The 25,293-nt window shown below is 68.6% G+C and carries 24 protein-coding genes; 3 read left to right on the top strand and 21 right to left on the bottom strand.

The features are described from left to right. Position 1: 1 nt before the first annotated feature. From AAY78_RS13330 to AAY78_RS13315, 4 genes are all read right to left on the bottom strand, one after another. On the bottom strand, positions 2-427 hold the full coding sequence (locus AAY78_RS13330) for a YciI family protein (protein WP_046748798.1): 426 nt from the start codon (positions 425-427) through the stop codon (positions 2-4). A 139-nt stretch (positions 428-566) separates the two neighbouring features. Next, on the bottom strand, positions 567-1,955 hold the full coding sequence (locus tag AAY78_RS13325) for a glycosyltransferase (RefSeq protein WP_046748797.1): 1,389 nt from the start codon (positions 1,953-1,955) through the stop codon (positions 567-569). An 8-nt stretch (positions 1,956-1,963) separates the two neighbouring features. Then, positions 1,964-3,550: a glutamine-hydrolyzing GMP synthase gene (guaA, locus tag AAY78_RS13320; protein ID WP_046748796.1), complete on the bottom strand. Its 1,587-nt coding sequence runs from the start codon at positions 3,548-3,550 to the stop codon at positions 1,964-1,966. After that, entirely contained in the window at positions 3,547-4,059 is a 513-nt protein-coding gene (locus tag AAY78_RS13315) for a DUF3817 domain-containing protein (RefSeq protein WP_021198891.1), read from the bottom strand. Before AAY78_RS13315 ends, guaA begins: the two co-directional genes overlap by 4 nt. 118 nt (positions 4,060-4,177) lie before the next feature. Between AAY78_RS13315 and AAY78_RS13310 the strand changes: the two genes are divergently transcribed. Beyond that, a complete protein-coding gene (locus AAY78_RS13310) occupies positions 4,178-4,801 on the top strand; it encodes a glyoxalase (RefSeq protein ID WP_046748795.1) in 624 nt (207 codons plus the stop codon). 9 nt (positions 4,802-4,810) lie between these two features. On the opposite strand, the gene AAY78_RS13305 is transcribed toward AAY78_RS13310, so the two are convergent. The 5 genes from AAY78_RS13305 to AAY78_RS13285 all read right to left on the bottom strand — a co-directional run bounded on the left by AAY78_RS13305 (position 4,811) and on the right by AAY78_RS13285 (position 13,330). Then, positions 4,811-6,085: a HipA domain-containing protein gene (locus AAY78_RS13305; protein ID WP_046748794.1), complete on the bottom strand. Its 1,275-nt coding sequence runs from the start codon at positions 6,083-6,085 to the stop codon at positions 4,811-4,813. Continuing rightward, on the bottom strand, positions 6,082-6,363 hold the full coding sequence (locus AAY78_RS20280; RefSeq protein WP_046748793.1) for a helix-turn-helix domain-containing protein: 282 nt from the start codon (positions 6,361-6,363) through the stop codon (positions 6,082-6,084). Before AAY78_RS20280 ends, AAY78_RS13305 begins: the two co-directional genes overlap by 4 nt. A gap of 174 nt (positions 6,364-6,537) precedes the next feature. After that, complete coding sequence (locus tag AAY78_RS13295) at positions 6,538-11,157, bottom strand: ExeM/NucH family extracellular endonuclease (protein ID WP_052748785.1); 4,620 nt, start codon at positions 11,155-11,157, stop codon at positions 6,538-6,540. Positions 11,158-11,393: 236 nt separating this feature from the next. After that, complete coding sequence (locus AAY78_RS13290; RefSeq protein ID WP_046749044.1) at positions 11,394-12,155, bottom strand: SURF1 family protein; 762 nt, start codon at positions 12,153-12,155, stop codon at positions 11,394-11,396. 59 nt (positions 12,156-12,214) lie between these two features. Next, positions 12,215-13,330 carry a GuaB3 family IMP dehydrogenase-related protein gene (locus AAY78_RS13285; protein ID WP_046748792.1) on the bottom strand — a complete coding sequence of 372 codons (1,116 nt, stop codon included), beginning with the start codon at positions 13,328-13,330 and terminating at the stop codon, positions 12,215-12,217. 73 nt (positions 13,331-13,403) lie between these two features. Between AAY78_RS13285 and AAY78_RS13280 the strand changes: the two genes are divergently transcribed. After that, positions 13,404-14,489, top strand: a complete 1,086-nt coding sequence (locus tag AAY78_RS13280; RefSeq protein ID WP_046748791.1) for an FAD-dependent oxidoreductase — start codon at positions 13,404-13,406, stop codon at positions 14,487-14,489. Between the two features lie 55 nt (positions 14,490-14,544). Here the strand turns inward: AAY78_RS13280 and AAY78_RS13275 are convergent, their stop codons facing one another. From AAY78_RS13275 to AAY78_RS13225, 12 genes are all read right to left on the bottom strand, one after another. Further along, the gene (locus tag AAY78_RS13275) at positions 14,545-16,233 is read right to left on the bottom strand and encodes an ABC-F family ATP-binding cassette domain-containing protein (RefSeq protein ID WP_046748790.1); all 1,689 of its coding nucleotides are present in this window, start codon (positions 16,231-16,233) and stop codon (positions 14,545-14,547) included. A 139-nt stretch (positions 16,234-16,372) separates the two neighbouring features. Beyond that, entirely contained in the window at positions 16,373-16,924 is a 552-nt protein-coding gene (locus AAY78_RS13270; protein ID WP_046749043.1) for an OsmC family protein, read from the bottom strand. Positions 16,925-17,026: 102 nt separating this feature from the next. After that, on the bottom strand, positions 17,027-17,389 hold the full coding sequence (locus AAY78_RS13265; RefSeq protein WP_046748789.1) for a type II toxin-antitoxin system VapC family toxin: 363 nt from the start codon (positions 17,387-17,389) through the stop codon (positions 17,027-17,029). Beyond that, a complete protein-coding gene (locus AAY78_RS13260) occupies positions 17,389-17,637 on the bottom strand; it encodes an AbrB/MazE/SpoVT family DNA-binding domain-containing protein (protein ID WP_046748788.1) in 249 nt (82 codons plus the stop codon). The genes AAY78_RS13265 and AAY78_RS13260 overlap by 1 nt, the downstream gene beginning before the upstream one ends. A 36-nt stretch (positions 17,638-17,673) precedes the next feature. After that, complete coding sequence (locus tag AAY78_RS13255; RefSeq protein ID WP_046748787.1) at positions 17,674-19,479, bottom strand: sensor histidine kinase; 1,806 nt, start codon at positions 19,477-19,479, stop codon at positions 17,674-17,676. Beyond that, a complete protein-coding gene (locus tag AAY78_RS13250) occupies positions 19,476-19,823 on the bottom strand; it encodes a response regulator transcription factor (protein ID WP_046748786.1) in 348 nt (115 codons plus the stop codon). The genes AAY78_RS13255 and AAY78_RS13250 overlap by 4 nt, the downstream gene beginning before the upstream one ends. After that, complete coding sequence (locus AAY78_RS19955; protein ID WP_170224283.1) at positions 19,820-19,963, bottom strand: hypothetical protein; 144 nt, start codon at positions 19,961-19,963, stop codon at positions 19,820-19,822. The genes AAY78_RS13250 and AAY78_RS19955 overlap by 4 nt, the downstream gene beginning before the upstream one ends. After that, positions 19,960-21,447: a glycosyltransferase family 2 protein gene (locus AAY78_RS13245; RefSeq protein WP_046748785.1), complete on the bottom strand. Its 1,488-nt coding sequence runs from the start codon at positions 21,445-21,447 to the stop codon at positions 19,960-19,962. Before AAY78_RS13245 ends, AAY78_RS19955 begins: the two co-directional genes overlap by 4 nt. After that, positions 21,447-22,160 carry a PHP domain-containing protein gene (locus AAY78_RS13240; protein ID WP_046748784.1) on the bottom strand — a complete coding sequence of 238 codons (714 nt, stop codon included), beginning with the start codon at positions 22,158-22,160 and terminating at the stop codon, positions 21,447-21,449. The genes AAY78_RS13245 and AAY78_RS13240 overlap by 1 nt, the downstream gene beginning before the upstream one ends. Continuing rightward, positions 22,157-23,146, bottom strand: a complete 990-nt coding sequence (locus AAY78_RS13235) for an ATP-grasp domain-containing protein (protein ID WP_046748783.1) — start codon at positions 23,144-23,146, stop codon at positions 22,157-22,159. The genes AAY78_RS13240 and AAY78_RS13235 overlap by 4 nt, the downstream gene beginning before the upstream one ends. Continuing rightward, a complete protein-coding gene (locus AAY78_RS13230) occupies positions 23,146-24,189 on the bottom strand; it encodes a response regulator (RefSeq protein WP_046748782.1) in 1,044 nt (347 codons plus the stop codon). The genes AAY78_RS13235 and AAY78_RS13230 overlap by 1 nt, the downstream gene beginning before the upstream one ends. 143 nt (positions 24,190-24,332) lie before the next feature. After that, a complete protein-coding gene (locus tag AAY78_RS13225) occupies positions 24,333-24,647 on the bottom strand; it encodes a DUF2277 domain-containing protein (protein WP_046748781.1) in 315 nt (104 codons plus the stop codon). Between the two features lie 165 nt (positions 24,648-24,812). On the opposite strand from AAY78_RS13225, the gene AAY78_RS13220 reads away from it, so the two are divergent. After that, on the top strand, positions 24,813-25,265 hold the full coding sequence (locus AAY78_RS13220) for a hypothetical protein (RefSeq protein ID WP_046748780.1): 453 nt from the start codon (positions 24,813-24,815) through the stop codon (positions 25,263-25,265). The last annotated feature ends 28 nt before the right edge of the window (positions 25,266-25,293 follow it).

The following is a 25,293-nucleotide window of genomic DNA, read 5'->3' as shown; positions in this document are numbered from 1 at the left end:
GTCACTGCTGCGCGCGCTGCTCTGCGTCCTCGCGCCAGCCCGCTTCCTTCTGGATCCACTCGTTGTCTGCGGGGAAGTCCTCGACGCCGGTCACGCGACGCACCTCGAGGTACGACCCTCGTCCGAGAGGAGCACGGCTCGCCCACTCCGCCGCCTCTTCGCGCGTGGGGACCTCGATGATCCAGAAGCCGTTGAAGAGCTCTTTGGTCTCGCCGTAGGGGCCGTCGGTGATCAGCGGCTTCTCGGCGCTGAAGTCGACGACGAAGCCCTCGGCTGCGTCGGTCAGTCCCTCACCGGCCACGAGCACACCGGCCTTGATCATGGATTCGTTGTACTTGCCCATGGCCTCGATGACCTGCTCGAAGGGCATCTCCTTGTACGCCTCCACAGCCTCGTCGGTCGCGCGCATGATGAGCATGAACTTCATGGGGTTCTCCTTGTTCGATGGGCCGTCTCTCGACCCTCTCATCTAGGACGTCGAACGGGAACGCCGCGGATCGACATCGTTCCGGAATTCTCTCCGAGAAATTCTGTCCGAGCGACGGAGAAGCTCTGGTGTCGGGAAGTCAGGCGCGACGGGACGGGCGCGCGGCGGCTTCGGCGATCACTGCCGTGAGGGCGTCGAGCGAGCGCTGCGGGCTCCACGCGGCCGCGACCGACGGGGCTTCGGCGCTCAGAGCCGCAAGTCGATCGGGGTCTGTGAGCAGTGCGCGGATCGCCTGTCCCAGCGCCTCGACGTCACCGCTCGGCACCAGAACGCCACCGCCCTGTTCCAGGACATCCCGGATACCGTACCGGGCGTCGTAGGACACCACCGGGGCACCGTGCAGGAGCGCCTCGACGATCGACAGCGGCTGTCCCTCGAAGGCGGTCGCGGTGACGATCATCGCGGCTCGATCGAGAACGGTTCCCGGTGAATCCGTGTAACCGGCGAGGAGCACACGATCTCCCGCATCGAGCTCCGCGATCAACGCGCGCAGCCGCTCCTCCTCCGGGCCGCCGCCCCAGATCTCCATGCGGGTGCCAGGCACGTCGGCCGCGAGGAAGGCGCGGATCGCCTGATCGACGCGTTTTCCGGGCGCGAGGCGCCCCAGCACCACCACGAGGCCCTCCTCGCGCAGGTCGTCGCTACGGTCGACCGGAGCGATGGGGTTCGGCACCAGGACGTGTCGAGCCGATGCACCGAAGCGCGACACGACGTCATCGCGCTGCGTGGCGGTCGGCCAGATCACGGCGTCGAACCGGTCGGCCAGCCGGAACCACCGTGTCCAGAGCGTGTTCATCGGGGCATCAGGCGTGTACGGCGCCTCCACGTGCATGGTGTGGATCGTGTGCAGGATGCGCACGCGCGGGTCGGACCAGTCCGCGATGAGCTCGCCGAGCTGCCTGGACTCGCAGATCACGATGATCCGACGGTCGCCGAAGGCCCCGGTCACGTGGTCGAGCCAGGCTCGATAGAGGCCGCGGAAGCCGTGCAGCGCTCCCGTCACCTGGCCCGCGGCGTCGTAGACGAGCACGGGCTCCTCGCTCAGATGCCAGTCCGGGTTGCCCGGGATCACCGGCAGCGCCGCGAACGGTCGCCCCTCGGCATCCGTGAGCACCCGGTACTCCACATCGGGATCGGCGCTCACGGCGGGATCTGCGGCTGTCCGCAGCCAATCGGCCGCTCCCCCGTCGGAAGCCGTGGCCTCGTCGAACAGGTTCCGCATGCGCGAAGGATCGACGAGCGCACCCTGCTCCGCGAACGTCCGTCGGTGCTCGGCGTGGTCGGCCACGGTCCCCGGGTCGAACGTGAGCAGCTGCGGGCCCGCGCCGTCGGCCACACCCGCGGCGGCGAGCTGTCGGGCGCGTGTGAGCGTCGCGATCGTGTATCCGCCGTCCATGCCGGGGATGAGCCGACTGGACAGCACCAGATACTCGGCGTCGGGAAGTGCCGGCGCCGCGTCGGGGAGCATCGTGCTCCCTACTCCCACTCGATCGTCCCCGGCGGCTTCGACGTGACGTCGAGCACAACGCGGTTGACGTCGCGGACGCCGTTCGTGATGCGGTTGGAGATCTTCGACAGCACGTCGTACGGCAGGCGCGTCCAGTCGGCCGTCATGGCGTCTTCACTCGACACCGGGCGCAGCACGATCGGGTGACCGTAGGTGCGACCGTCACCCTGCACGCCCACCGAGCGCACGTCGGCCAGAAGCACGACCGGGCACTGCCAGATCTCCTGGTCGAGGCCGGCCTTGGTCAGCTCCTCGCGGGCGATGGCGTCGGCCTCACGCAGAATCTCGAGACGGTCAGCGGTGACCTCACCGATGATCCTGATGCCGAGGCCGGGCCCCGGAAACGGCTGGCGTCCGACGATCGCCTCGGGGATGCCCAGCTCGCGACCGATCGCACGCACCTCGTCCTTGAACAGGGCGCGCAGCGGCTCGATGAGCTCGAAGTCGAGGTCGTCCGGGAGACCGCCCACGTTGTGGTGCGACTTGATGTTCGCGGTGCCAGCGCCGCCGCCCGACTCGACGACGTCGGGGTAGAGCGTGCCCTGCACGAGGAACTTCACCGGAGCGCCACCCGAGGCCTTGGCTTCGGCCACCAGGTCGAGCTGCACCTTCTCGAACGCGCGGATGAACTCGCGGCCGATGATCTTGCGCTTCTCCTCGGGGTCGGTCACACCCTGGAGGTGACCGAGGAACGTGTCGGCGGCATCGACCGTGATGAGGCGCACACCGGTGGATTCGACGTAGTCCTTCTCGACCTGCTCGCGCTCGCCCTTGCGGAGAAGCCCGTGGTCGACGAAGACGGCCGTGAGCTGGTCGCCGATGGCCTTGTGCACGAGAGCGGTCGAGACCGCGGAATCGACGCCACCGGAGAGCGCGGAGATGACGCGGGCGTCACCCACCTGCTCCCGGATGCGCTCGATCTGCTCGGCGATCACGTTGCCGCTGTTCCAGTCCGAGGCGAGTCCGGCACCCTTATGGAGGAAGTTCTCCAGCACACGCTGGCCATGGTCGGAGTGCTTGACCTCGGGGTGCCACTGCACACCGTAGAAACCGCGCTCGGGGTTCGCGAATGCGGCGACCTTGGTCGCTTCCGTCGTCGCGAGCACCTCGAAGCCGTCGGGGGCCTCGGCCACCTGGTCGCCGTGGCTCATCCAGACGTTCTGCTGCACCGGCTGGCCGCCGAGCAGCGTGCCGCCGTCGCCCGTGATGACGGCGTCCGTCGCGCCGTACTCGCGCAGACCGGTGTTCGCGACCTCGCCGCCCAGTGTCTGGGCCATGTACTGGAAGCCGTAGCAGATGCCGAGAGTCGGGACACCGAGATCGAAGACCGCGGGGTCGAGCTTGGGGGCACCCTCCTCGTACACCGACGACGGTCCGCCGGAGAGGATGATCGCGACCGGGTTCTTCGCGGCGATCTCCTCTGCCGTGGCGGTGTGCGGCACGATCTCGCTGTACACACCCGCCTCACGGACGCGACGGGCGATCAGCTGCGCGTACTGCGCGCCGAAGTCGACGACGAGCGCAGGACGCTGCTGGGTCTCGGACTGTTCGGTCAACGGACACCTTCCGGGGCGGGGGCGGAGGCCTCGGCGGCCTCCCTGGTGGCGAGATAGGTCTTGACTTCACGGGCGACGACCGCCTCCATGAAGAACGACAGCAGCGGCACGACGCCGCCGAGCGCGAGGAGGATGAAGCGCGGGAAGCGCCAGCGCATCAGGCTCCACATGCGGAAGCACGCGAAGAGGTACACGACATAGAACCAGCCGTGCGCCACGAGGATGAACAGCGACAGGTTGAAGCCGTCACCCAGAGACGTCATCTCGCAGGAGTTCGTCATGGGGGCGAACAGCGACCACCACTGGCAGTCGGGACCGGCGAGCACGCCGGCGAACCAGAGCGGACCTCCGGAGCCGCCCATGAAGAGCTCGAGGTGGATCGGCGTGTACTTCAGCACCATCTCGGTCAACAGCAGGAGCAGCATGACACCTGTGATGATCGACGCGATCTGGTAGAACTTCAGTGCACCGCGGATCGCCGGAAAGCTGGCGACTTTCGGTTCGGGCATGCGTCCAGTCTAGCCGCCGGGAAATCGTGACGAATCCGGCAGCGGCGTCCGGGAGAGGGCGATGCATCGGTCAGGAATCGAGAAGCGGCCGGAAGGTCACGGTCGTAGCGTCGTCGACATGAACACGACCATCGATTCCCTCACCCTCGACGTCCCGGATGTGGACGCCGCCCGCTCCTTCTACGCGGAGGCGTTCGACCTGGGCGACCGCCTGCGGTTCCGCGCCGCGGATGCCCCCTCCTCCGGCTTCCGCGGCTACACGCTGTCGCTCGTCGTCTCGCAGCCCGCGAACGTGCACGCGCTCGTCGATGCGGCCGTCGCCGCTGGGGCCACCGTGATCAAGCCCGTATCGAAGTCGCTCTGGGGCGTCGGTGGCACGATCCAGGCACCGGACGGTGCGATCTGGAAAGTCGCGACCTCGGCGAAGAAGGACACCGCTCCCCCGAGCCGCACGGTCGACGAGATCATCCTCCTGCTCGGCGCAGGCGATGTGGTCGCCTCGAAGACCTTCTACGTGGAGCGCGGCATCCCGGTCGACAAGAGCTTCGGCCGCAGCTACGTGCAGTTCGACACCGGATCCGGCTCGATCGGCCTCGGCCTGTACCGGCACGCGTCACTCGCCAAGGATGCGGGCGTTCCGGCAGAAGGCTCGGGCTCGCATCGGATCACCGTCAACGGCGTGCTCGGTGCGGCCGTCGATCCCGACGGCTTCGTCTGGGCTCCCGTCGCGGTGAGCGCCTAGGCGACGCGTTCACCACCCGTGATGGCGAGCGCGCTCCTCGACGGCCTCTACGAGCCGATCGGCGTAGTCCAGTCCGTCGTCGTCCGCTAGGAGGTCGGCGCGCGCGGCCACGAAGGCGGCGGAGACCCCGCCGCGGATTCGCTCGACGGCATCCCGTGCCGCCTGCGCCTCGACTCCGAGCGTTTTGGCCGCTTTCAACCAGTGCGTCATCCCAATGCGTGCCATCACGCGCTCGCCTCCGATGGACACCGCAGAGGGCATCGGCTGATCCCCTCGGTAGAGCGCGTTGCTTCCGAGGTCGTAGAGAGGCGCCAACCTCATCTGCGTCCCCGAATGGATGACGGAGTAATTCTTGGCATGTGCATCGGTGTTCGCCGCGGCGCAGGTGAAGACGAGCGCTTCGAACAGCTCGTTCGCCGCGCGCCGCTGCTCGGACGGGGCGAACGCCCGCACCACCCGAGCGAACTTCTCCAGCCCGGGGCCACCGTCGGATTGGTACTTGAGCGCGGGGTCGACGCTGAGTGCCTGCCCGAAATCCTCCTGATGGAGCCGGTGGAGCCGATCACCGGCTTGGACACGGTCATAGCGCTTCGCGACGAAGACGAAGTCGCCGCGGTCCGTGACCATGAGCCCGTGGTCGGCGACCCGCAACCCCAGACGACGCCCAGCTCTCATGGTCAGAAACTCGTTGACGTCGTGACGGCCACCACGCGCTGCGGGCTTCAGGATGTGGGTGGTCGGCGTCGAATCCCGCGGAACACCCCATTGGCCGTCGTCTGAACGGTACAGCGCAAGCTTCGGCTGCGCACCGGCGAGGCTCCAACGGAACTCGTCGTACCTCTCGGACCAATTCCCTGCGGAATCGACCACGGACGCGACGAGTTCGCCGAGGTCGTCGATGTAATGCACGTCACCCGTGCGCGCCGCAGCGTCGTCGGACGCTTCGCCCGGAGGCAACAGCTGGAGCGCACCGGCCGTATCACGTCCGACATGGCGGAGGAGACCCATCGGGTTCCGGGGACTCGTGTGATGCGCAGCAGCGATGGCCTCCAGAGTTGCGGGGTTGTCGCTCAGCAACCCCTGCAGGAACGGTCGTGCCACCCGGTTGCCGTACTCCGCACCGGCCACGAGTGGCATCGAGATCGAGAGTGGCGTCGCCACGGGCGACAGATCGTCGTCATACGCGAAGCTGATCGCGCCATGCGCATTCTGAGTGAACAGGCCGGTGCGCTGACCATCGACGAACGCGACCAGATCGCCCTGCGCAGAGGATGCGGCGTTCATCTCCCGCCCTCCTCCTCGCTCCACAAGGCACTGAGATCGAACGAGGAATCGCCTTTTGCGTGCTCCTGGACGTTCAGCTGCAGTCCGAGAGACTCCACCACATGCAGAACCCGGCGAAGCGTCGGGTTGTCGACGCGCCCAGTCTCCAGCTTCACCAACCAAGGCCTATCGACGTCCGCCCGCTCAGCAAGCTCCGTCTGACTCCAGCCTCGACGCAGACGCGCGCTTCTCAGAACGGCCCCGAGCTGTCGCGCTGAGTGGAATGGTTGACTCTCCATGACACCTCCATGCTGTGTGTTTAAAAACACTATCGCCTATGTGTCGTAAAAGTAACACTTGGCCTAGTGCGTTTGAACACACTTCTCGGCCTGTGGTCTGGAACACACAATCGGGCGAGGAGACGACGACGGCCGCCGGGATCACTCCCGACGGCCTTCGCCTGTGTCATCCGGTCAGAACCACCGGGTCAGGAGTTCCCAGAGCCAGTCGAGGATCGCGCCGATGATCCCGCCTGCCCGGTTCACGGTGACCGTCGCGGTCGCCGCGTCCCCGTCCGCCTGCGATGCGGCGACGGTGTACTTGCCGGACGGAGCGCTCTTCGGCACGGTGACCGACGTGCTGAAGGTGCCGTCTGCGCCGACCTGGACGGTGCCGACCTGCACCGGCTTGCCCTTCTTCGGACGCAGTTCGATGCTCACGGTCTCGCCGGGCACGTAGCCGGCGCCGGTGACCTTGAGGTTCTTGCCGGCGGTCACCTTGGACGAACCGAGCGCGATCGTCCCGGCGAACTCTTCCTCGCCGGCGATCGTGAACGGCACCTGCACGGTGGTTCCGGTGCCGGCGACGTTCACGGTGAGCACCTGGTCGCCGAAGACGCCGGACGGAACCGTGAAGGTCAGGCTGGCGCGCCCGCCCTCGTCCGTGGTGTCGACGACAGCCGGATCGACGGCGCCGGCAGCGAGCTGCGTGCCACCGAGCGACAGCGTCACCTCGCCCGGAGCCGGCTCACCGGCGCTGAACGCCAGCGAGGAGAGCGACACGGTCACCTGGTCGCCGGCGCTGTAGCCGTCGGCGTCCGCCGCGCTGACCGAGACTCCGACGGCGCGCTGGGCGTAGTCGGGGCTCGCGGTCTTGTTCGCGTCGAACCAGTCGACCATCGACTGCAGGTCGATCTTGCCGGTGTCGCGCTTGCCCGTGCCCTCCTTGAAGGTGAAGAAGTTGTCTCCACCAGCCGCGAGGAACGAGTTGGCTGCGACCGTGTAGTTCGCAGCCGGGTCGAGCGCCGCACCGTTGAGCGTGATCGAGGTGATCCGCGAACCCTGCGCCGCGGCGGGGTCGTAGGTGTAGACCAGACCCTTCGAGACGCCGAGCTTGAGGAACGGACGAGCCGAACCCGCCGGCTGCCACTGCTCCTCGAGAACACCCTTCAGCTGCGCACCCGTGAGCGTCAGCGTCACCAGCGTGTTGGCGAACGGCTGGACCGTCGCCGCCTCGCGGTAGGTGACATTGCCCGCCGGATCGTTCGCGCCCGCCGAGGCGTACGACAGGTTGGCACGGATGCCACCCGGGTTCATGATCGCCACATCGGCGCCCGTGGACCACTTCTGCACGTCGGCGACGAAGTTGCCGATCGTGGACTCGCCACCGCGGTTCTCCGAACCGTTGGTCTGACGCGCACGGTTGAAGTCGGCGGTGATGTCTCCGACCTTGACCGCGCCCAGCACGTCGGCCTCGGCCTTCGCCTGGTCGACGATCGCCTGTACCTCGGGCACGGCCGGGTACAGCGGCTTGCCCGCGGCGGTGAGGGGCTTGATCTCGTTGGTGATCGAGATCAGGTCCTTCGTCTTCGGGTCGACCTTGATGTTCATCAGGCCCAGGTTCTCGCCGTACTGCCCCGCGGAGACCACCGGGCGGCCGTCGATCACGTGGTTGTAGGCGAGGTGGGTGTGCGCCGAGACGATCGCGTCCACGTCGCCGTCGACCCCGTAGACGATCTCGCCGAGCGGCGAGTCCGGGGTGATGCTGGAGACGGCGGTGCTGGATGCACCCTCGTGCACGAGCAGGATGACGACATCCGCCTCGCCGTTGGACTCGTCACCGTCGCGCAGGTCGTCGGCCACCGCGTTCACGGAGTCGACGATGCTGCGCACCTCGAGGTCCTTGATGCCCTCGGGCGAGACGAGCGAATCGAGGTCTTCGGTGACCGCTCCGACGAAACCGACCCGCACCCCGTCGAGCTCCTTCACCCATGCCGGTGCGAGCGCGGGCTCGCCGGTCTCGGTGACGAACACGTTCGAGGAGATGTACTCCCAGTCCGCGCGGTCCTGCACGCGGTCGCGGAGGTCGGCCCAGCCCTGATCGAACTCGTGGTTGCCCGCCGCGCTGACGTCGAGGCCGGCTGCGTTGAGCGCGTCGATCGTGGGGTTGTCGTCGTTGATGAACGAGGTGAACGTGGATGCGCCGATCAGGTCGCCGGCACCGGCGAAGATCGTGTTCGGATTCGCCTCACGGAACTGCTTGACCGCACCGGCCAGCACCGCTGCACCCGCTGCGGCACCGTCGGCCTCGATGCGACCGTGGAAGTCGTTCACCGTGACGACGTCGATGCTCACCGGCGGGATCTCCGAGGAGACGCCGACGATGATCGGGTCGTGGTCGCTGGAACGGTAGGGCGTGCCCTGCTCGGTCGCGCCGAAGGCATAGCCACGGTCGCTCCACTCGGGCGAGTTGATGCCCCACACGCCGGCGCCGGTGATCGACGAGGCGAGCGACGGAGACGCGATCACGTGGTCGAGCGATCCGAGCTCGCCGTCGAACGAATACGTGTACTGACCAGATGCCTTGTCGGCGACGAGGTCGCTCCACCCGTTCGAGGTGAACACGTCGATCGGGTCTTCCTTGCCGTAGGCGTTGAAGTCGCCGATCAGCAGCATGTCGCCGCTGCCTGTCGTCTCTTCCAGCTGAGCGGTGAAGGCGAGGATCGCGTTCGCCTGCTTCACCCGGTCGGCGTTGAAGAAGCCCTGACCGTCGGCCGGCTCCGCACCTGCCCCCTCGGGCGGCGACTTCGACTTCAGGTGGTTCGCCACCACCGTGACCACGCGTCCGTCGATGTCGAACGCCTGAGCGATCGGTTCGCGGGCGTTGCCCCACACGGACTCATCGGTGACGGTGACGCTGTCGCCGACCCGCTTGACGGCGTCCTTCTTGTAGATGATCGCGTTGGTGATGAAGTCGGTCGTCGCCGCGTCGTTCAGGGCGGCGGGCGTGGGCACGTAGCCCCACACGTCGCTCCCGGCGTCGGCGTTGAGTCCGGCGACCAGATCCTTCAGGGCCGTGTCGATCGGCTTGCCCAGCTTCACCGAGTTCTCGATCTCCATCAACGACACGATGTCCGCGTCCAGTCCGTTGATCGCCGCGACGATCTTCGACTTCTGGATCGCGAACTGCGCCGCGTTCGCGGCCCCGCGGGCGCTGGAGTTCTCGCTCTTCAGCGTCGTGAAGTAGTTGTAGACGTTGAACGACGCGACCTGCACGTCGCCGCCGACCTCCGGAGCCTGTGCGGGGCGCGGGTTCGTCGCCGTGAATCCGACCTTGAGGTCGGCGGACGAGGAGTCGTCGATCGGGACGACCGGCTGCAGGCGCCAGTCGTTGAAGCCCCACTGCAGCACGTAGCCGTTGTCGCCGAAGTCGACGGTGTCGCCGTTGCGGACCACCGTGTCCTTCGTGAAGTACGGCTGCTGTCCCGGGTGACCGCTGTTGGTGACCTGGATCGACCAGCCGTCATCCAGCAGGATGCGGTTCGCGCGGTTCGCTGCAGCGATCGCGGCGGCCTGATCACCGGGTCGCGTGGTCTCGGTGCTCTTCACCGCGAGCGCGTCGCCGGCGTTGAGCCAGAGCGCTCCGAAGTTGAACAGCTGGTGGCTCGAAGCCAGGCGATAGGTGCCTTCCGGGGCCACGTACATGTTCTCGTACTGCTCACGGTCGGTGCCCTGCACCGTGGCGGGCAGCGGGGTGACGGCGGGAACTCCGACGCCGGCGGTGACGACCGAGACGTCGGCGGCTGCCGCCGGGTTGATCTGCGTCTGACCGAAGTACTCGCTCACCGAACCCGTCACCGAGACGAGGTCGCCGATCGCGAGGGTCGGGGTCAGCGCGTTCAAGAAGACGAACACACCGTCGGACGCACCGGGAGTCGCATCGGTCGTGCCGCCGGACCCCTGTGTCTGGATCACGATGCCCTTGTAACCGCCGGTGCGGTAGTCGGCCGTGACGACACCCTCGACCTGCACCGTCTGGCCGTTCAGCGGCGAGACGTCGGTGGTGCCCTGAACCTCGGCGATCGTCGCCTTCTTCGGATCGGTGCCGGGGCCGGGGCCGGGGTCGACGCCGCCCGAGTTCTGCGGCGTGATGGCGGCGGAGAGCGTGAAGTCGGCACTGTTGACGTCGGTGTCGACACCGCCGGTGCGGTTGAGCGACTTGACGTCGGTGTTGCCGGCGGGTGCGGTCGCCGCCGCACCCTCGAACGTGTTGGACGTGCCGTAGCCGAGCAGGTCGACGACGCCGTCGACGCCCACGACCGAGCCGGGAGTGAGACTCACCGCCGCCGTACCCTCGACGAGCGCGAGCGTGCCGTTGGTGCCGCTCGGGGTCAGAGCGCTGACGGTATCAGGGGTCGGAAGCTCCGCACCGTTCGCGCCGTTGCTGTTGCCCTGCACCAGGTAGTAACCGCCGGCGGGGATCACACCGGTGAGCGGAGCGACGCCGTTGAAGGCGGCCGACCCGGTGGCGGACCGGTACTGCAGCGACATCCCGTCGAGCGTGACCGGAGCCGAGGTGGGGTTGTAGAGCTCGACGAACTTGTTCTTGAAGGCCGCGCCCGCGCTGCCGCCGGAGAGGTAGGCCTCGTTGATCACCACCCCCGTGCCCGTGGTGTCGGCTGTGGCGGGAACCGCGGCCAGCGAGCCGAGGCTCAATGCGGCGACGCAGGTCACGGCGAGAGCGCCGATGCGCCCCCGACTTCTACGGTGCGAGACGGGAGCCACGCGGTTCTCGTCATCTGGAGCGGACATCATCGGTGCTGTCTCCTCGGTCGGGTTCGACACTTCTCAGGGCTGTCACGGCACACAGGGGAAACTCCCAGCGTGCTCACATGGTGCGAGCATACGGAGCGGTCCGGACATCCTCAACGGAGTTTTCCGATTCGTCATCGAGCGCTCACCGGATGGCCGGAAGCACCCCTGACGAAGGTCACTACCGACGCACGCGAGCACGCAATTGCGCACCGCGGGGCGCGCGGATGCGCGTCCGATCAGACGACTGCGCCTTCTCCGGCCCGGTCTTCGAACTCCTCGACCTCGCGCTCCCAGGCATCCTTCGCCAGTCGGTACCAGAGGTAGAACGCGAAACCGGCGAAGATGGCCCACTCGACGGCATAGAACACGTTGAGCCAGTTGACGGGAGAAAGCTCATCGGGCGCGGGGGACGAGATGTCGACCAGCCCGGCCGTCGCGGTCGTCGAGGCGAGGTACGGACGGTAGACGTCGAGCTCCTCGATGTCGTGCCAGCGGCTGAGGAGCGCGGCGGGCGACATGCGGTCCAGTCGCTGCGGGTCGGCGTGCGGAGGCACCCTGGGGCCCTCGTCCGAGATGATGCGCCCGGTGATCTCGACCTCGGAGCCGTCAGCCGCAGCCTCGAGCTCTTCGACAGCCGCCTCGGCCGACTCGGGATCCGGTGCCCAGCCGACCGCGACGGCGATCGAGGTCCGGTCGGCCACCCGCAGCTGGCCGGTGACCCAATACCCCTCGACATCGTCGTTGAAACGGCTCGCCACGACGATGAAGTCGCCGGGAACCCAGGTGCCCGCGGTCTGGACCCGCTGGCCCACGAGCGGTTCCGGCAGATACTCCCCCGGCTGGAGCACATCCTCGAGCTGCTGCACCTGCTCGGTGGCGCCAGGGGCCGGCGGATCGGTCTCGATCGCACGTTCCAGCTGCCACTGACCGAGCCAGGCGAACACCCCGGCCACCAGGAGGCAGAGCAGGAGCATGCCGATCCAGCGTCCCCTGAGCATGACCTCGCGGAGAGTCGGGGGGAAGAGTGCAGGAGTGGTCACGGTGACGCGCAGGACCCTCAGGCCTCGTAGGGCGCCAGCACGACCTCGACCCGCTGGAACTCCTTGAGGTCGGAGTACCCGGTGGTCGCCATCGACTTGCGCAGCGCGCCGATGAGGTTGGCGGTGCCGTCGGCGACGGGCGCCGGTCCGTACAGGATCTCCTCGAGCGTGCCGATGCCACCCACCTCGACGCGGTGCCCGCGCGGGAGCTTCGGGTGATGCGCTTCAGGTCCCCAGTGGAACCCGCGTCCCGGCGCATCGGTCGCACGAGCGAGCGCGACGCCGAGCATGACGGCGTCTGCGCCCATCGCGAGAGCCTTGACGATGTCGCCGGACGTGCCGACGCCACCGTCGGCGATCACGTGCACGTAGCGCCCACCGGACTCGTCGAGGTAGTCTCGGCGCGCAGCGGCGACGTCGGAGACCGCTGTCGCCATCGGGGCGTGGATGCCGAGGGTGGCCCGCGTCGTCGAGGCCGCTCCCCCGCCGAAGCCGACGAGCACGCCCGCAGCCCCCGTGCGCATCAGGTGGAGGGCTGCCGTGTAGGTCGCAGCTCCTCCCACGATGACCGGCACATCGAGGTCGTAGATGAACTTCTTGAGGTTCAGGGGCTCGGCAACGCTCGACACGTGCTCGGCAGAGACCGTGGTCCCCCGGATCACGAACAGGTCGACACCTGCGGCGGCGACGGTGTCGTAGAACTCCTGCGTGCGCTGCGGCGTGAGGGAGCCGGCCACGGTGACGCCGGCCTCGCGGACCTCGGCGAGGCGACGGGTGATGAGCTCGGGCTTGATCGGCTCCGAGTAGAGCTCCTGCATGCGGACCGTCGCCTTGGTGTCGTCGAGACCTGCGATCTCCGCCAGCAGCGGCTCGGGGTTCTCGTAGCGTGTCCAGAGCCCCTCGAGGTCGAGCACTCCGAGGCCGCCGAGCTGGCCGAGCATGATCGCCGTCTGAGGGCTCACGACCGAGTCCATCGGCGCACCCAGCACCGGGATCTCGAACCCGAAGGCGTCGATCGTCCAGGCGGTCGACACGTCCTCCGGGTTGCGCGTGCGCCGCGAGGGCACCACCGCGATGTCATCGAACGTGTACGCGCGACGTGCACGCTTTCCTCGGCCGAGCTCGATCTCCATGGTCACCCCTCCAGCCTACCCGGCAGGCGGAGCCGCCCGTGCTGGGAGACTGGAGGCGAGACCGGGAGGCACCATGAGGATCGAGCATGTCGACGTGGTCGTGGTGGGCGGCGGGGTCATGGGGTTGGCGACGGCCTGGGCCCTCGTGCGTCGAGGACTCAGACCGGTCGTGCTGGAGAGATTCGCCCGCGGTCACCGTGAGGGCGCATCGCACGGCGCGACCCGCAACTTCAACAACGCCTACGACGAGGAGCATTACCTCGACCTGCTCGTGCGCGCCCGTCAAGGGTGGGACGCCCTCGGGTCGGTCGGCGGCGAGTCTCTCCTTCGTCTGCACGGCCTCGTGACCCACGGCGACATCGACATCGCCGCCGTGCGGTCGGGCCTGGAGGGCCGCGGCATCCCGAGTGCCGTCCTCTCGCCCGCCGAGGCGGGTGCCCGGTGGCCGGGAATGCGCTTCGGCGGCGACGTGCTGTGGTCGTCCGACGCCGGGGTCGTGCGCGCCGCCGAGGCACTGCGGGAGCTGGAGCGTCGCGTCGTCATCGGCGGCGGAGAAGTGCGCTGGAGCACCCCGGTCGAGCGCATCGAGGAGGACTCGGACGGCGTGGGGGTCACCGTCGCCGAGGACATCCACCTGCGTGCCGAGACCGTCGTGGTGACGGCGGGAGCCTGGACGCGGACTCTGCTTCCGCACTTCGGCCTGCCGCGCCTCACCGTGACCGAGGAGACGCCGGCACACTTCCGGCCGCTCACGGACGCGCCGTGGCCCTCGTTCAACCACTACCTGCAGCCGGGGATCTACCCCGCGACCGTGTACGGCATGCCGACGCCAGGAGAGGGCGTGAAAGTCGGGTTCCACCGTGTCGGCGACGAGGTCGATCCCGATGCCCGCCCGCACCTGCCGACGCATCAGCGTGCGCTCTCGGACTACGTGCGGGAGTGGATGCCCGGCCTCGACCCGGCGGGGCCGGAACCGCTCAGCTGCACGTACACCTCGACCGGCGACGGCGCCTTCGTGCTCGATCGCCTCGGCCGGATCGTGGTGGGAGCCGGGTTCTCCGGCCACGGCTTCAAGTTCGCTCCCGGCGTCGGCGGGGTCCTCGCCGACCTCGCGATCGACCCCGCCGCGCGCGCTGCCGCACCCTTCCGACTGCCCTGAGCGACCCGACTGTCCTGAGCGACACAGCAGCACGGCCCGTGTCCGCGAACGAACGTCAGCGCGAGCGCGCCACCCGCTTCTCGTCCCACACGGGCTCGTCGGACTCGTAGACCTCGCCGTCCGACCCGAACACCAGGAACCGGTCGAACGAACGGGCGAACCAGCGGTCGTGCGTGACCGCCAGTACCGTTCCCTCGAAGCGCGCGAGGGCCTGCTCCAGCGCCTCGGCCGATTCCAGGTCGAGGTTGTCGGTCGGCTCGTCGAGCAGCAGCAGCGTCGCCCCGGAGAGCTCCAGAAGGAGCACCTGGAACCGCGCCTGCTGTCCTCCCGACAGCGAGTCGAAGCTCTGCTGCGCCTGACGCACGAGACCGTAGCGGTCGAGTGCCGAACTCGCGGCGTCGCGTGGCATACCCGCACGGCGATCGTCCCCCCGATGCAAGATCTCTAGCAGCGTGCGGCCGACGAACTCGGGGTGCGCGTGCGTCTGCGCGAACAGGCCCGGCACCACCCTCGCTCCGAGCACGGCCGAGCCGGTGTGTTCGACAGCACTGAGCTGCTCACCCGTCGACGTGACGTGACCGAGCGTGGCGTCGGGGTCGGATCCACCGCGAGCGAGCAGGCGCAGGAAGTGCGACTTGCCCGACCCGTTCGACCCGAGCACGGCCACCCGGTCGCCGTACCAGACCTCCGCGTCGAAGGGCCGCATGAGACCCGTCAGCTCCAGGCGCTGCGCGACCACCGCCCGTTTGCCCGTGCGCGCGCCGCGCAGGCGCATGTCGAAGTCCTGGGCCGGCGGACGCTCCTCCGGGGGACCCGCTTCCTCGAACTTGCGCAGGCGTGTCTGCGCCGCCTGGTAGCGCGAGGCGAAGCCGTCGTTCGCCGAGGCCTTGACCTTGAGGTTGGCCACCAGGGTCCGCAGCTTCTCGTGCTGCTCGTCCCACCGTCTGCGCAGCTCGTCGAGCCGGTCCATCCGGTCGGTGCGAGCCTGATGGTAGGTGCCGAAGCCGCCGCCGTGCACCCAGGCCGTGGCCCCGGCGCCTCCGGGTTCGAGCGTGATGAGGCGGTCGGCCGCTCGAGCGAGCAGTTCACGGTCGTGCGACACGAGCAGCACGGTCTTGGGCGTCTGGCGCAGCTGATCCTCGAGCCAGCGCTTCGTCGGCACGTCGAGATAGTTGTCCGGCTCGTCGAGCAGCAGCACCTCGTCGGGTCCGCGCAACAGGGCCTCGAGCGCCAGGCGCTTCTGCTCGCCGCCGGAGAGCGTGGTGAGCTCGCGGTATCTTGCGCGCTCGAACGGGACGCCGAGCGCGGCGACCGTGCACTGGTCCCAGATCGTCTCGTGCTCGTATCCGCCGGCGTCCGCGTACTCGGCGATCGCCGATGCATAGGCCATCTGCGTATCGTGCTCGTCGCGTTCGATCAGCGCGTTCTCCGCGGTCTCGAGCGCCTCCGCAGCGACGCGGATACGTGTGGGAGAGACACGCACCAACAGCTGGTGCACGGTCTCGCCCGCTTCGCCGTGGCCGACGAACTGGTCCATGACGCCGAGTCCGCCGTCGATCGTCACGACGCCGTCATCAGCCGTCTGATCGCCGCGGATGATGCGCAGCATCGTCGTCTTGCCGGCGCCGTTCGGGCCGATCAGAGCGCTCGTCGAGCCCGCGCCGACCCGGAAGCTCGCCTCGTCGAGAAGCGGTCTGCCGTCTGGAAGCGTCAGGGAGACGCTGGATACATCGATGAAGCCCACGGTGCGTGGCCGTCCTTCCGCCCGCACATGCCGAGCCGACCAGGATATCAGCAGGAGCGGTCACGGACCCAACGGGCCAGGTCACGGACGGAACGGGCCAGGTCGCAGACGACACCGGGCCGAAGACGCTGCGGACCGCTCAGATGAGAGCGCTCGACGTCGGTACGGGAGCGGCGAAGAGGTCGAGCACCGGGCAATGCGCATCGACGACGGCGCGCAGGTTCTCATACTCCTCCACGCTGTTCGGACCGGTGATGTCGACAGCCACGCGCACATCGTGGAATCCGGCGCGCCCCGACTCGTCGATGCCGAAGAGCTTGCGCACGTCGAGGTCGCCCTCGGCCGTGATCTCGATCGCGTCGATCGTGAGGCCGAGGGCCTGGGCGTAGAGCCGGTACACGACCACCTGGCACGAGACGAGCGCACCCAGCGCGTACTCGACCGGACTGGCCGCGACGTCGTCCCCGGCGAGCGCACCCGGCTCGTCGACGAGGAAGCGGTGCGCGCCGGCCCGGATCTCGGTCGCGACCGAGCCGATTCCGCGTCCGCTGACGCGGTACGTCAATCGCGCCTTTGCTTCGTCCGCGGCGATCCGCTCGTTCCACGCCGATCCCGCGTCGGTGAGTCGCTGCGCGCGCTCGGCCGGGGTGACATCCGCGACACCGGCGAGCTGGTCCTGGAGAAGAGTCATGGCCCGACGGTAGCGATCGTCCGGTTCCCCGCGCCCGCCGCCCGTCATCGGGCTTCACACCGCGAAACGCAGCGTCACGACGCCGAGACCACGCCGGTGGTGTCAGCGCCGCAGCTGCTCGATGCGCTCGGACTCTTCCCACGCCCGGTCCGCCGTGAGAACAGGAAGGTCGAGCCGTCGCGCAAGTGCGAGACACAGGCGGTCCGCCAGCGACAGCCCGCTTCCGCGCCTCCACGATTCCGCGGCGGCTTCCGCGTCGCGCCGGGACACCGGCTCGACCTTCAGCCGGTAGCTGAGCAACAAGCCGGAGGCGATGCCCCAGTCCGCTCCGGACGCGCGCACCTTCTGCGCGACCTCCGACCAGTTCGCGGCTCCGATCACGGAGTCGTCGAGGATCTCCTCGACGCGATCGGCGCCAGGCTCGCCCTGCAGGAAAGCGAGGAGAGCTGACGCGTCGACCACCATCACGCCGCTGCATCCTCGGAGTCCGCGGACCTCCGGCGCTCCGCGAGCAGCGACTCGAGAGCGCGCTCCCCCTCCAGCTGCGACCTGACGAGGGCTTTGGCCTGCTCCCTGGTGAGCAGGATCACGCCTCCCGACGTCTCGATCATGAGCAGCGGCACGCCCTGGTCCCAATGCTGACGGTCGCGGAGTTCGGCAGGGACCACGAGGCGACCACGATCACCCATCGGTGCAACGAATGTGGTATCCATCCTTCGACGATACCACCGTCCCTCACGGCGGGGGCTTCACTCGGCGCGACTCAGACTCGTCAGCACCTCGGTGCGCGGAGCGGCAGGCAGGAAGAAGCGGAACTCCGTGCCGACACCCTCCTTGCTCGTCACGTCCATCGTCCCTCCGTGCGCGAGGACGATGGCACGGGTGATCGTGAGACCGAGACCCACGCCGGGTACCGCGTTGCGCGTCGCGGTCGACGCACGGAAGAAGCGGGTGAACAGCATCCCCTGTTCGTCCTCCGGTATCCCGACCCCGGTATCGGCGATCGAGAACTCCACGCCGCCGTCGACCGCGCGCACTCGCGCGGTGACCTTCCCGCCGCGAGAGGTGAACTTGATGGCATTGGAGAGCAGGTTGTCGATGGCCTGCCCCACTCTTCCGGCATCGACGAAGACGGGCATCGCCGCAGGACCGACCTCCGCGACGAGTTCGATCCCTTCCCGCTGCGCATGCGGACCGGCCGACACCACCGCGGATCGCACCAGCGCGGCCGCATCGGCCTCATCACGCTCGAGGGGGAATCGCCCGGACTCGACCTGGGCGGTGAACAACAGGTCGCCGACGAGATTGAGCAGACGCTGCGCGTTGCGCTCGATAATGCCGACGAACTCCTGCTGGTCCTCCGTGAGCGGCTGCCCTGGATCGTTCTGCAGCAGGTCCAGGAAGCCGATGATGGCGCTGAGGGGCGTCCGGAGCTCATGGGAGATCATCCCGACGAACTCGTCCTTCATCCTCGCGACCTCGACGGCCCTGGTCTCGTCCGTCAGCACGAACAGATATCCCTGCTGCGCGCCCGCACCGTCCTTGTGGGGAGTGACCGTCACACGTGCGGGAACCGTCGTCCCGCCTGCGGTCACGACCTCGATGTCCCCGTCGACGGGGACACCGGCGTCCGCCTGTCCGAACAGAGCCTTGATCCCCGGGTCGAGTTCGGCGTAGCCGGCGGGCATGTCGCCGGACGGCGCGGAGTGCTCCGCCGTGTCAGCCGCCAGCATCGAGAGCACGGCGGTCGAGAAGAAGCGATCGATGCGCACGTCGTCGAGAGCCTCGTCGACGGGAAGTCCGAGCAGGCGCACCGCTCCCGGGTTCCAGGCCGTCACGATACCGCTGCAGTCCGTGGCCACCACGGCCTGCGCCGTTATCGACGACCACAGGCTCTCGAACGAGTCCAGCAGCTCCCGGTACTGGTGCTCCTTCTCGCGCAGCTGCACGATCATGGCCACGTTCTCGGACAGCGCTCTGGTTCGTTCGGCGACGAGCTCCTCCGCCTGTTCCACGCGCATCCGCTGCTGCCGCGCGAGCTGGTTGATCACGGCCGCCACCGCCGAGAACACGAGCGGGCCCACCACGCCCCGCAGCCACTCGACCGAGGTCGCGGGTGGCGCGGTGACGTACGGCATCAGCAACGCGATCGACGTGAGCCCGCCGACCACGAACACCCAGCGGATGCCCGGGGCGGCGGCCAGCCAGACCACCGGGAGGAGCACGAGTGATGAGAAGAGCGATGTCGCTCCCCCGGTACCCGTGCGGAAGAGTCCGAGGCCGATGATGTCGACGATGGGGATGAGCAGGAGCGCCCATCCCTCGTGCACCCCGCGGGCCGTCAGCACCGCGGCGAAGGCCGTGGCCGCGAGCACCAGGATGATCCCCGCCACGGCCGGTGCGACGTGCGTCATGGGAAGGTCGGGAACCCACCAGGTGAGGAGCGCCGCGATCACCGTCGCGGTGACCGTCGGCGCCTGCTTGAGCAGCGGGCTCGGGTTGTCGAAGACCTGATACCAGCGGTTCTCCGCGCGATCGAGCGGCGTGGCCCTCATCGCCGCACGCCCTCGACGATCGCGTGCAGCTCGGAACCCGTGATCGGCTTGGGGAGCGCGGCGTCCGCCGGCGGATAGTCGGTGGCATCGAGCACCGAGCTGATCACCAGGAAGCAGTCGGGGAACCGGGCCCGGACCAGCCGCGCGCACTCCTGTCCCGAGATACCGGGCAGCAGCAGGTCGAGCACGGCCACCACGGGATCGATCTCGGAGAACGCGGCGATCGCCGACTCGGCGTCACGGGCCACGAACACGTCGAACCCCTCGCGGTCGAGATAGCGGCGCAGCAGCGCGGCCTGATCGGGCGCGTCCTCGACGACGAGGGCCAACGGCCTCCCGCTCATCGGAGCAGCAGCTCTCTCACCACGACGATGACGACCACCACGGCGAGGGCGAGCAGAGCCTGAGGGATCAGACGTCGCTCACGTCGGGCATCCGCGGCGATCTCCTCCACCTCGGCATCGTTCGACGGGGTTGCGGTCATGAGTCGACACGTCCGATCTTCTCGGTCTTGATCCAGGAGGCATCGGCGCGACGCCACTCCTTGATGTAGGAATCCACGGTGATGGCGCACAGCAGTGAGCCGTACCCGCAGACGTAGAGCAGCAGCCCCGCGAAGAAGCGTCCGCCAGGGAGCGGCTCCACCACGCGGGCGAGCCAGATCCCCAGCATCGAGATCGGTCCCCACAGGTAGAAGATCACCGCCCACATGATGCGGGCCTCGTGCGTCACGGGCAGCCCGAGCGCGAGCAACGCGGACTCGAACAGCTGCGGGAAGATCGCGATGGCCATCAGGATCAGGGCACCGAGCCCTGGGAACATGATCGCCTCGCGCCAGGACTGTCTGCCGATGCGGGGATCCAGCTGCACCGAGTAGAGCATCGAGTAGATGTAGATGCAGGCCGCCGCGATCCACATGAAGCGGAACACGAACTCCGCGATGTCGCTGTGCAGCAGGAGGAGCGCGAGCAGGCCGGCCGCCGCGAGCAGCATGAACGCAGGGAGCAGGAGGATCGTGAACCAGGCGAGCCCGAAGCCGAAACTGCCCAGGTTGTGGTCCCGGCTCGGGCGGAACCACAGCTTTCGGTAGATCGAGGTGAGCTGCACGTTGCCGCGCGCCCAGCGCAGACGCTGCTTCCACAGGCTGTCGATCGTCCGCGGCTCCTCGGCCAGCACCACGGCACGCGGCTCGAACACCATCCGGCGTCCCTTGAGCTGGCCCTCGAACGTCGTCATGGTGTCCTCGGCGAGGGTTCCCGTGGGGATGCGTCCGCCGATGGCTTCGAGGTTCGCGCGCGAGTGCAGCTGGGCGCCGCCCGCGAGGCAGGCGATGGCGCCGCCGACGTTCTGCACCCGACGTGCGGAGAGCTGACCGATCACGTACTCGATGGCGATGAAACGCGTGAGGTAGTTGCGGTCGCGGCTGCCCTCGGCGATGTAGGCCGTCACGGCACCGACCTTCTCGTCGGCCAGGTGACGGGTGAGCTTGCGCAGCGAATCACGGGCGAAGATCACATCCGCATCCATGATGAGCACGGCCTCGGCCCACGTGTCGGCGAGGATCACGTCGAGACCGTGGTTGAGCGTGTGCGCCTTACCCTCTCCCCCCTTCTCGCGCCGCAGGTGCACGACGCGGCCGGGGTGGGCCGCTGACGTGGCGGCGACGACCTCGGGGGTGTCGTCGGTCGATGCGTCGTCGACGACGAAGACCCGCAGGCGCTCAGCCGGATACTCCAGCTGCAGCAGCCGTTCGATCGCGGGGCCGATCACCGCACCCTCGTTCCAGGCGGGGATGACGACGGCGACGTTCGGGTGGTACGGCGCCGCCTTGCCGTAATGGTTGCGGAACGCATGCAGCGGAAGGATGAGGAACTGCAGGCCGGTGTTGACCACAGGCAGCGTGCCGACGAGGATGCAGAGCAGCAGGAGGATGACCAGCACGGTCTCCAGCCAGGTGAGATCGGCCATCAGGAGACCGCCACCGCGTCGAGCAGCGGGAGGATCCTCGAGTACCGGCCCACCTCGGCGGCGTCGTGGCTGTCGGTCGAGGCGACCACCGTGCCGCCGGCGCGGCGCAGCGCGGCCAGCGCATCGACCCCAGGGCAGCCCCACTTCTCGTTCACTTCGACGAGGGTGTCGGTGTCGGCGGCGGTGCGTGCCCAGGCATCCGCGCGCTGCGCACCCAGGTCGGCCTCGGACAGACCGATCTTCGGCAGGATCGAGAAGCAGTGCGCGAGCTGGTTCCCCGGGTAGCGCCGCATCGTGGCGATGAGCGCCTCGACGAACTGATCGAGAACGTCGTCAGCGGCCCATCCCGCGGCCAGCCGCTCCCGCACCGCGGTGGGTCCGAGCGGACCGTCCACCCCCGGGAACTGGTGGTCGGCGATGAGGATCCGATCGATGCCGTCGGGGAGGGTCGGGATGTCGAGAGTTCCCCCGACGTCGAGGATCTTCGCCTCGACACCGGTGAGCACCGTGAGCCCGTCCGGCACCCGGAGCACCCGCACCGCAGCGAGGTACTCCGGCACCCAGGTCGTGCTCTGACGCACGTGGTCGACGAGGCGCACCGTGTTCAGTCCCGCTGCGGCCGCAGCCTCGACGTTCTGTGCGAGTGTCGAGACCGCATCGTCCGAGAAGGTGGAGTGGACGTGGTGGTCGCCGCGGAGCAGCGCGTGGCTCACAGTTCCTCCTGATGCCCCGCATGGTCGGAGACCAGCACATCGTCGATCTCCACGATCACATCCTCGAGGAAGCGCACGGAGGCGACCTCGCGGAACGGGATCTGCACGGGAAGCTCTCGCCCCAGGAAGAGGTCGGCCACGAGCGACGGGATGTCGACGCCGGCCGCGATCGTCAAAGGCAAGGCGCCGGGGAAGCGAGGGTTGACCTCGAGCAGCACCGCACGACCCGTGCGATCGCGCCGCAACTGCACGTTCGCGACGCCGACCAGTCCGATCGCGCGGGCGATCGATGCCGCCGTCTCCTCGAGTTCCGCATCGCGGACCGTGCGTCCGGCGATGGCGACGCCGGAGTCGACCCTGGCTCGCGTGCGGGGTACCGCTGCCACGACGGCTCCGGTGGCATCCGCGATGACATCGACGGAGTACTCCTCCCCCGGAAGGAAGTCCTGGACGATGAGTCCCTCGTCCGTCGGCAGGGCCTCGAGAGCAGCACGGTCGGGCACGAGCCGCACGCCACGGCTCCCTGCACCCTGACGCGGCTTGGCGAAGACCGGGAACTCCCACTCGACGGCCTCGGCATCACGCCCGGCGAGGACGGTGCGCGGGACGCGACCGGTCGACGCGCAGCGTTCCGCGAGGGCGAGCTTGTCGAGCGCGGTGTTCAGCGTGTTCTCGGACGGCGCAGCCAGCACGGCGGGTGCCAGCTCATCGCGCCGTCCCGCGAGGGCGATGAGCTCGACGTCGACGGTCGAGATCACCAGATCGAGGCCGTCGTCCGCCACCATGCGCGCGATCGCCGGCACGAAGTCGTCGTCACGTCCCGGTGGCACGAGGCGTCGCTGCTCCGGGGGCACCAGGTAGATGCCGCTCGCCCAGCCGTCCATGTCCGCGGCGAACACGGTCAGGTCCGAGCGGCGGAGCAGCGACCGGATCACGGCCACTCCCGCCGGACCACCGGCACCGGTCACCAGCACGCGCTTCGTCATCAGCTCTCCCGTCGTGTGAGCTCGTGGGCGCCGATGAACTCGGCGGTCTCCCGCACGACCTCGAGCGGTTCGACGGCCGTTCCCCCACCGAATCTCGACCAGTACCGTGCCGTCGCCGTGACGAACTCGGGCGCGAGGTAGTCGCGGCTCGCCGTCTGCGAGCCGAAGCGTTCGAGGAGCCGCAGCTTCTCGTCGAGGTACTGGTCGATGCGCACGAACCTCGTGGGCCGGAAGTCGATCGTCGCCGACGGACTCTGATAGCACGCGACGGTACCGACCCGACGCGTGGCCACGACGGTCGCCTCGCTCACGGCACGGTGATCCTGGTGCCGGTCGTGCGGCGAATGCGTGTAGACGATCGTCGGCTGGATCTCCTGCACGACCTCTTCGATGATGCGCACCGTGGATCCCCCTCCGGAGATCTCGGTGTCGATGAGGTCCTTCAGGAAGAGACGGGCGCCCAGCATCTCCGCCGCTGCGAGGGATTCGTTCTGCCTGCTGTCGGCGTCCCCACCCCTGGCACCGCGGGAGAGCGTGAGGATCGTGATCTCGTCCTGAGCCCTGGCGTGCGCGGCGAGCAGTCCACCGACACCGATCTCGACATCGTCCGGATGTGCGCCGATCGCGAGCACCCGCTCCGGTGTGCGCGCTTCCGCTCGGCGGCGGCGCCCCTCCTCGACCAGACGGGTGACGGCCTCCACGAGCTTGCCGTTGTCGAGCGGTTTGGTCAGGAACTCGTCCGCCTGCGCTCGCAGGGCCGAGACCGCGTACTCCACGGAGACGTGGGCGGTCATCACCACGACAGGCACCGACGGAACGATGCGTCGCAGCTCGGCGAGCAGCTCGAGGCCGCTCAGTCCCGGCATCTCGATGTCGGTCACCACGACGTCCGGCCGCACCTCCGCGACCCGATCGATCGCGACCTGTCCGTCCTCGGCGACGTCGACGATGCACGCGGCACGTCGCTCGAGCACGGTCTTGACGAGCAGGGCGACGTCCGGATCGTCGTCGACGACGAGAACGCGAGGAGAGTCCTCAGGCATGTGTACGGCTCTCCTTGGGGAGGTTCCCTGACCGATGGGGATCGGCGGCGCGATCTCGGCGCCTTCAACACCGGGACCGCAGGGAAAGTCGAGCGGGGTATGACGATTCTGGCATACGCCGCCGCCATTGCGACGGTATGCGCCTACGCTCCTGCGCGGGCGGCGCGCTTCTCCTCCTGGAACACCCGGATCGCCTCGTACCGCTCGGCCGAGCGCGCCCGTCGCTTCGCCGCCTCGTCCTCACGATTCTTCGGAGGTGCGGTGGTGACGAGCTCACCCAGGAGACGGTCGACGACAGCCGCGATCTCGTCGACCGCGCTCTCGAAGACGGCCTGGTTCGCCCGCGACGGCGCCGTGGTCCCGGCGATCTTGCGCACGAACTGCAACGCCGCATCGCGGCATTCCTGCGCGGTCGCAGCGGGCTCGAGGTTGTTCAGCGGGATGATGTTGCGGCACATACCCGCACGCTACGCCGCGCGGCGGGTCGACGGAAGAGTCGCGGCGTCTCCCCGCCCGCCGGGGTCGGACCGACGACAGGGGATGGTGCCGCCGAGGGCCGCTCGCTACGCTCGGGGCTATCGGGGCCGCCAGTGCGATCCCCACCCCCGTCGACAGGACAGACCATGACGAACCCGCCGTTCCCCGAACCGCCCGCTCCCGACTCCTCGACCCCGACGACACCGCCCGCTGCCCCTCCCGCTCCGCCGACCGCAGCCCCGGCCTGGGAATCCGCACCGACAGCAGCCCCGGCCTATCCGGCGCCCACGGCACCGGCGTACCCGCAGCCGGAGCCCACGCCTCCCGGTCGCGTCCTGTCGATCGTCGGTCTGGTCCTCGCCTTCCTGGCGGCGCCGATCGGACTCATCCTGAGCATCGTCGCCGCGGTGAAACTCGGCAAGACCGGGCAGCCGAAGGGGCTGGCCATCGCGGGCATCATCATCGGCGCGATCCTGACGATCCTCGGCATCATCGGGATCATCCTGTCCGTCACCGTCTTCGCCGCGATCTTCGGCACGTGCGCCGAGCTGGGTGCCGGCGTCTGGGAAGTCAACGGCGTCACCTACACCTGCGGGTGACCGCAGCGGCGTGACACGAAGAGGGGCC

Source organism: Microbacterium sp. Ag1, assembly GCF_001005635.1.
Lineage (GTDB): Bacteria > Actinomycetota > Actinomycetes > Actinomycetales > Microbacteriaceae > Microbacterium > Microbacterium oxydans.
Note: the sequence above shows the minus strand (reverse complement) of the source record. Positions and strands in the feature narration are given on the sequence as shown.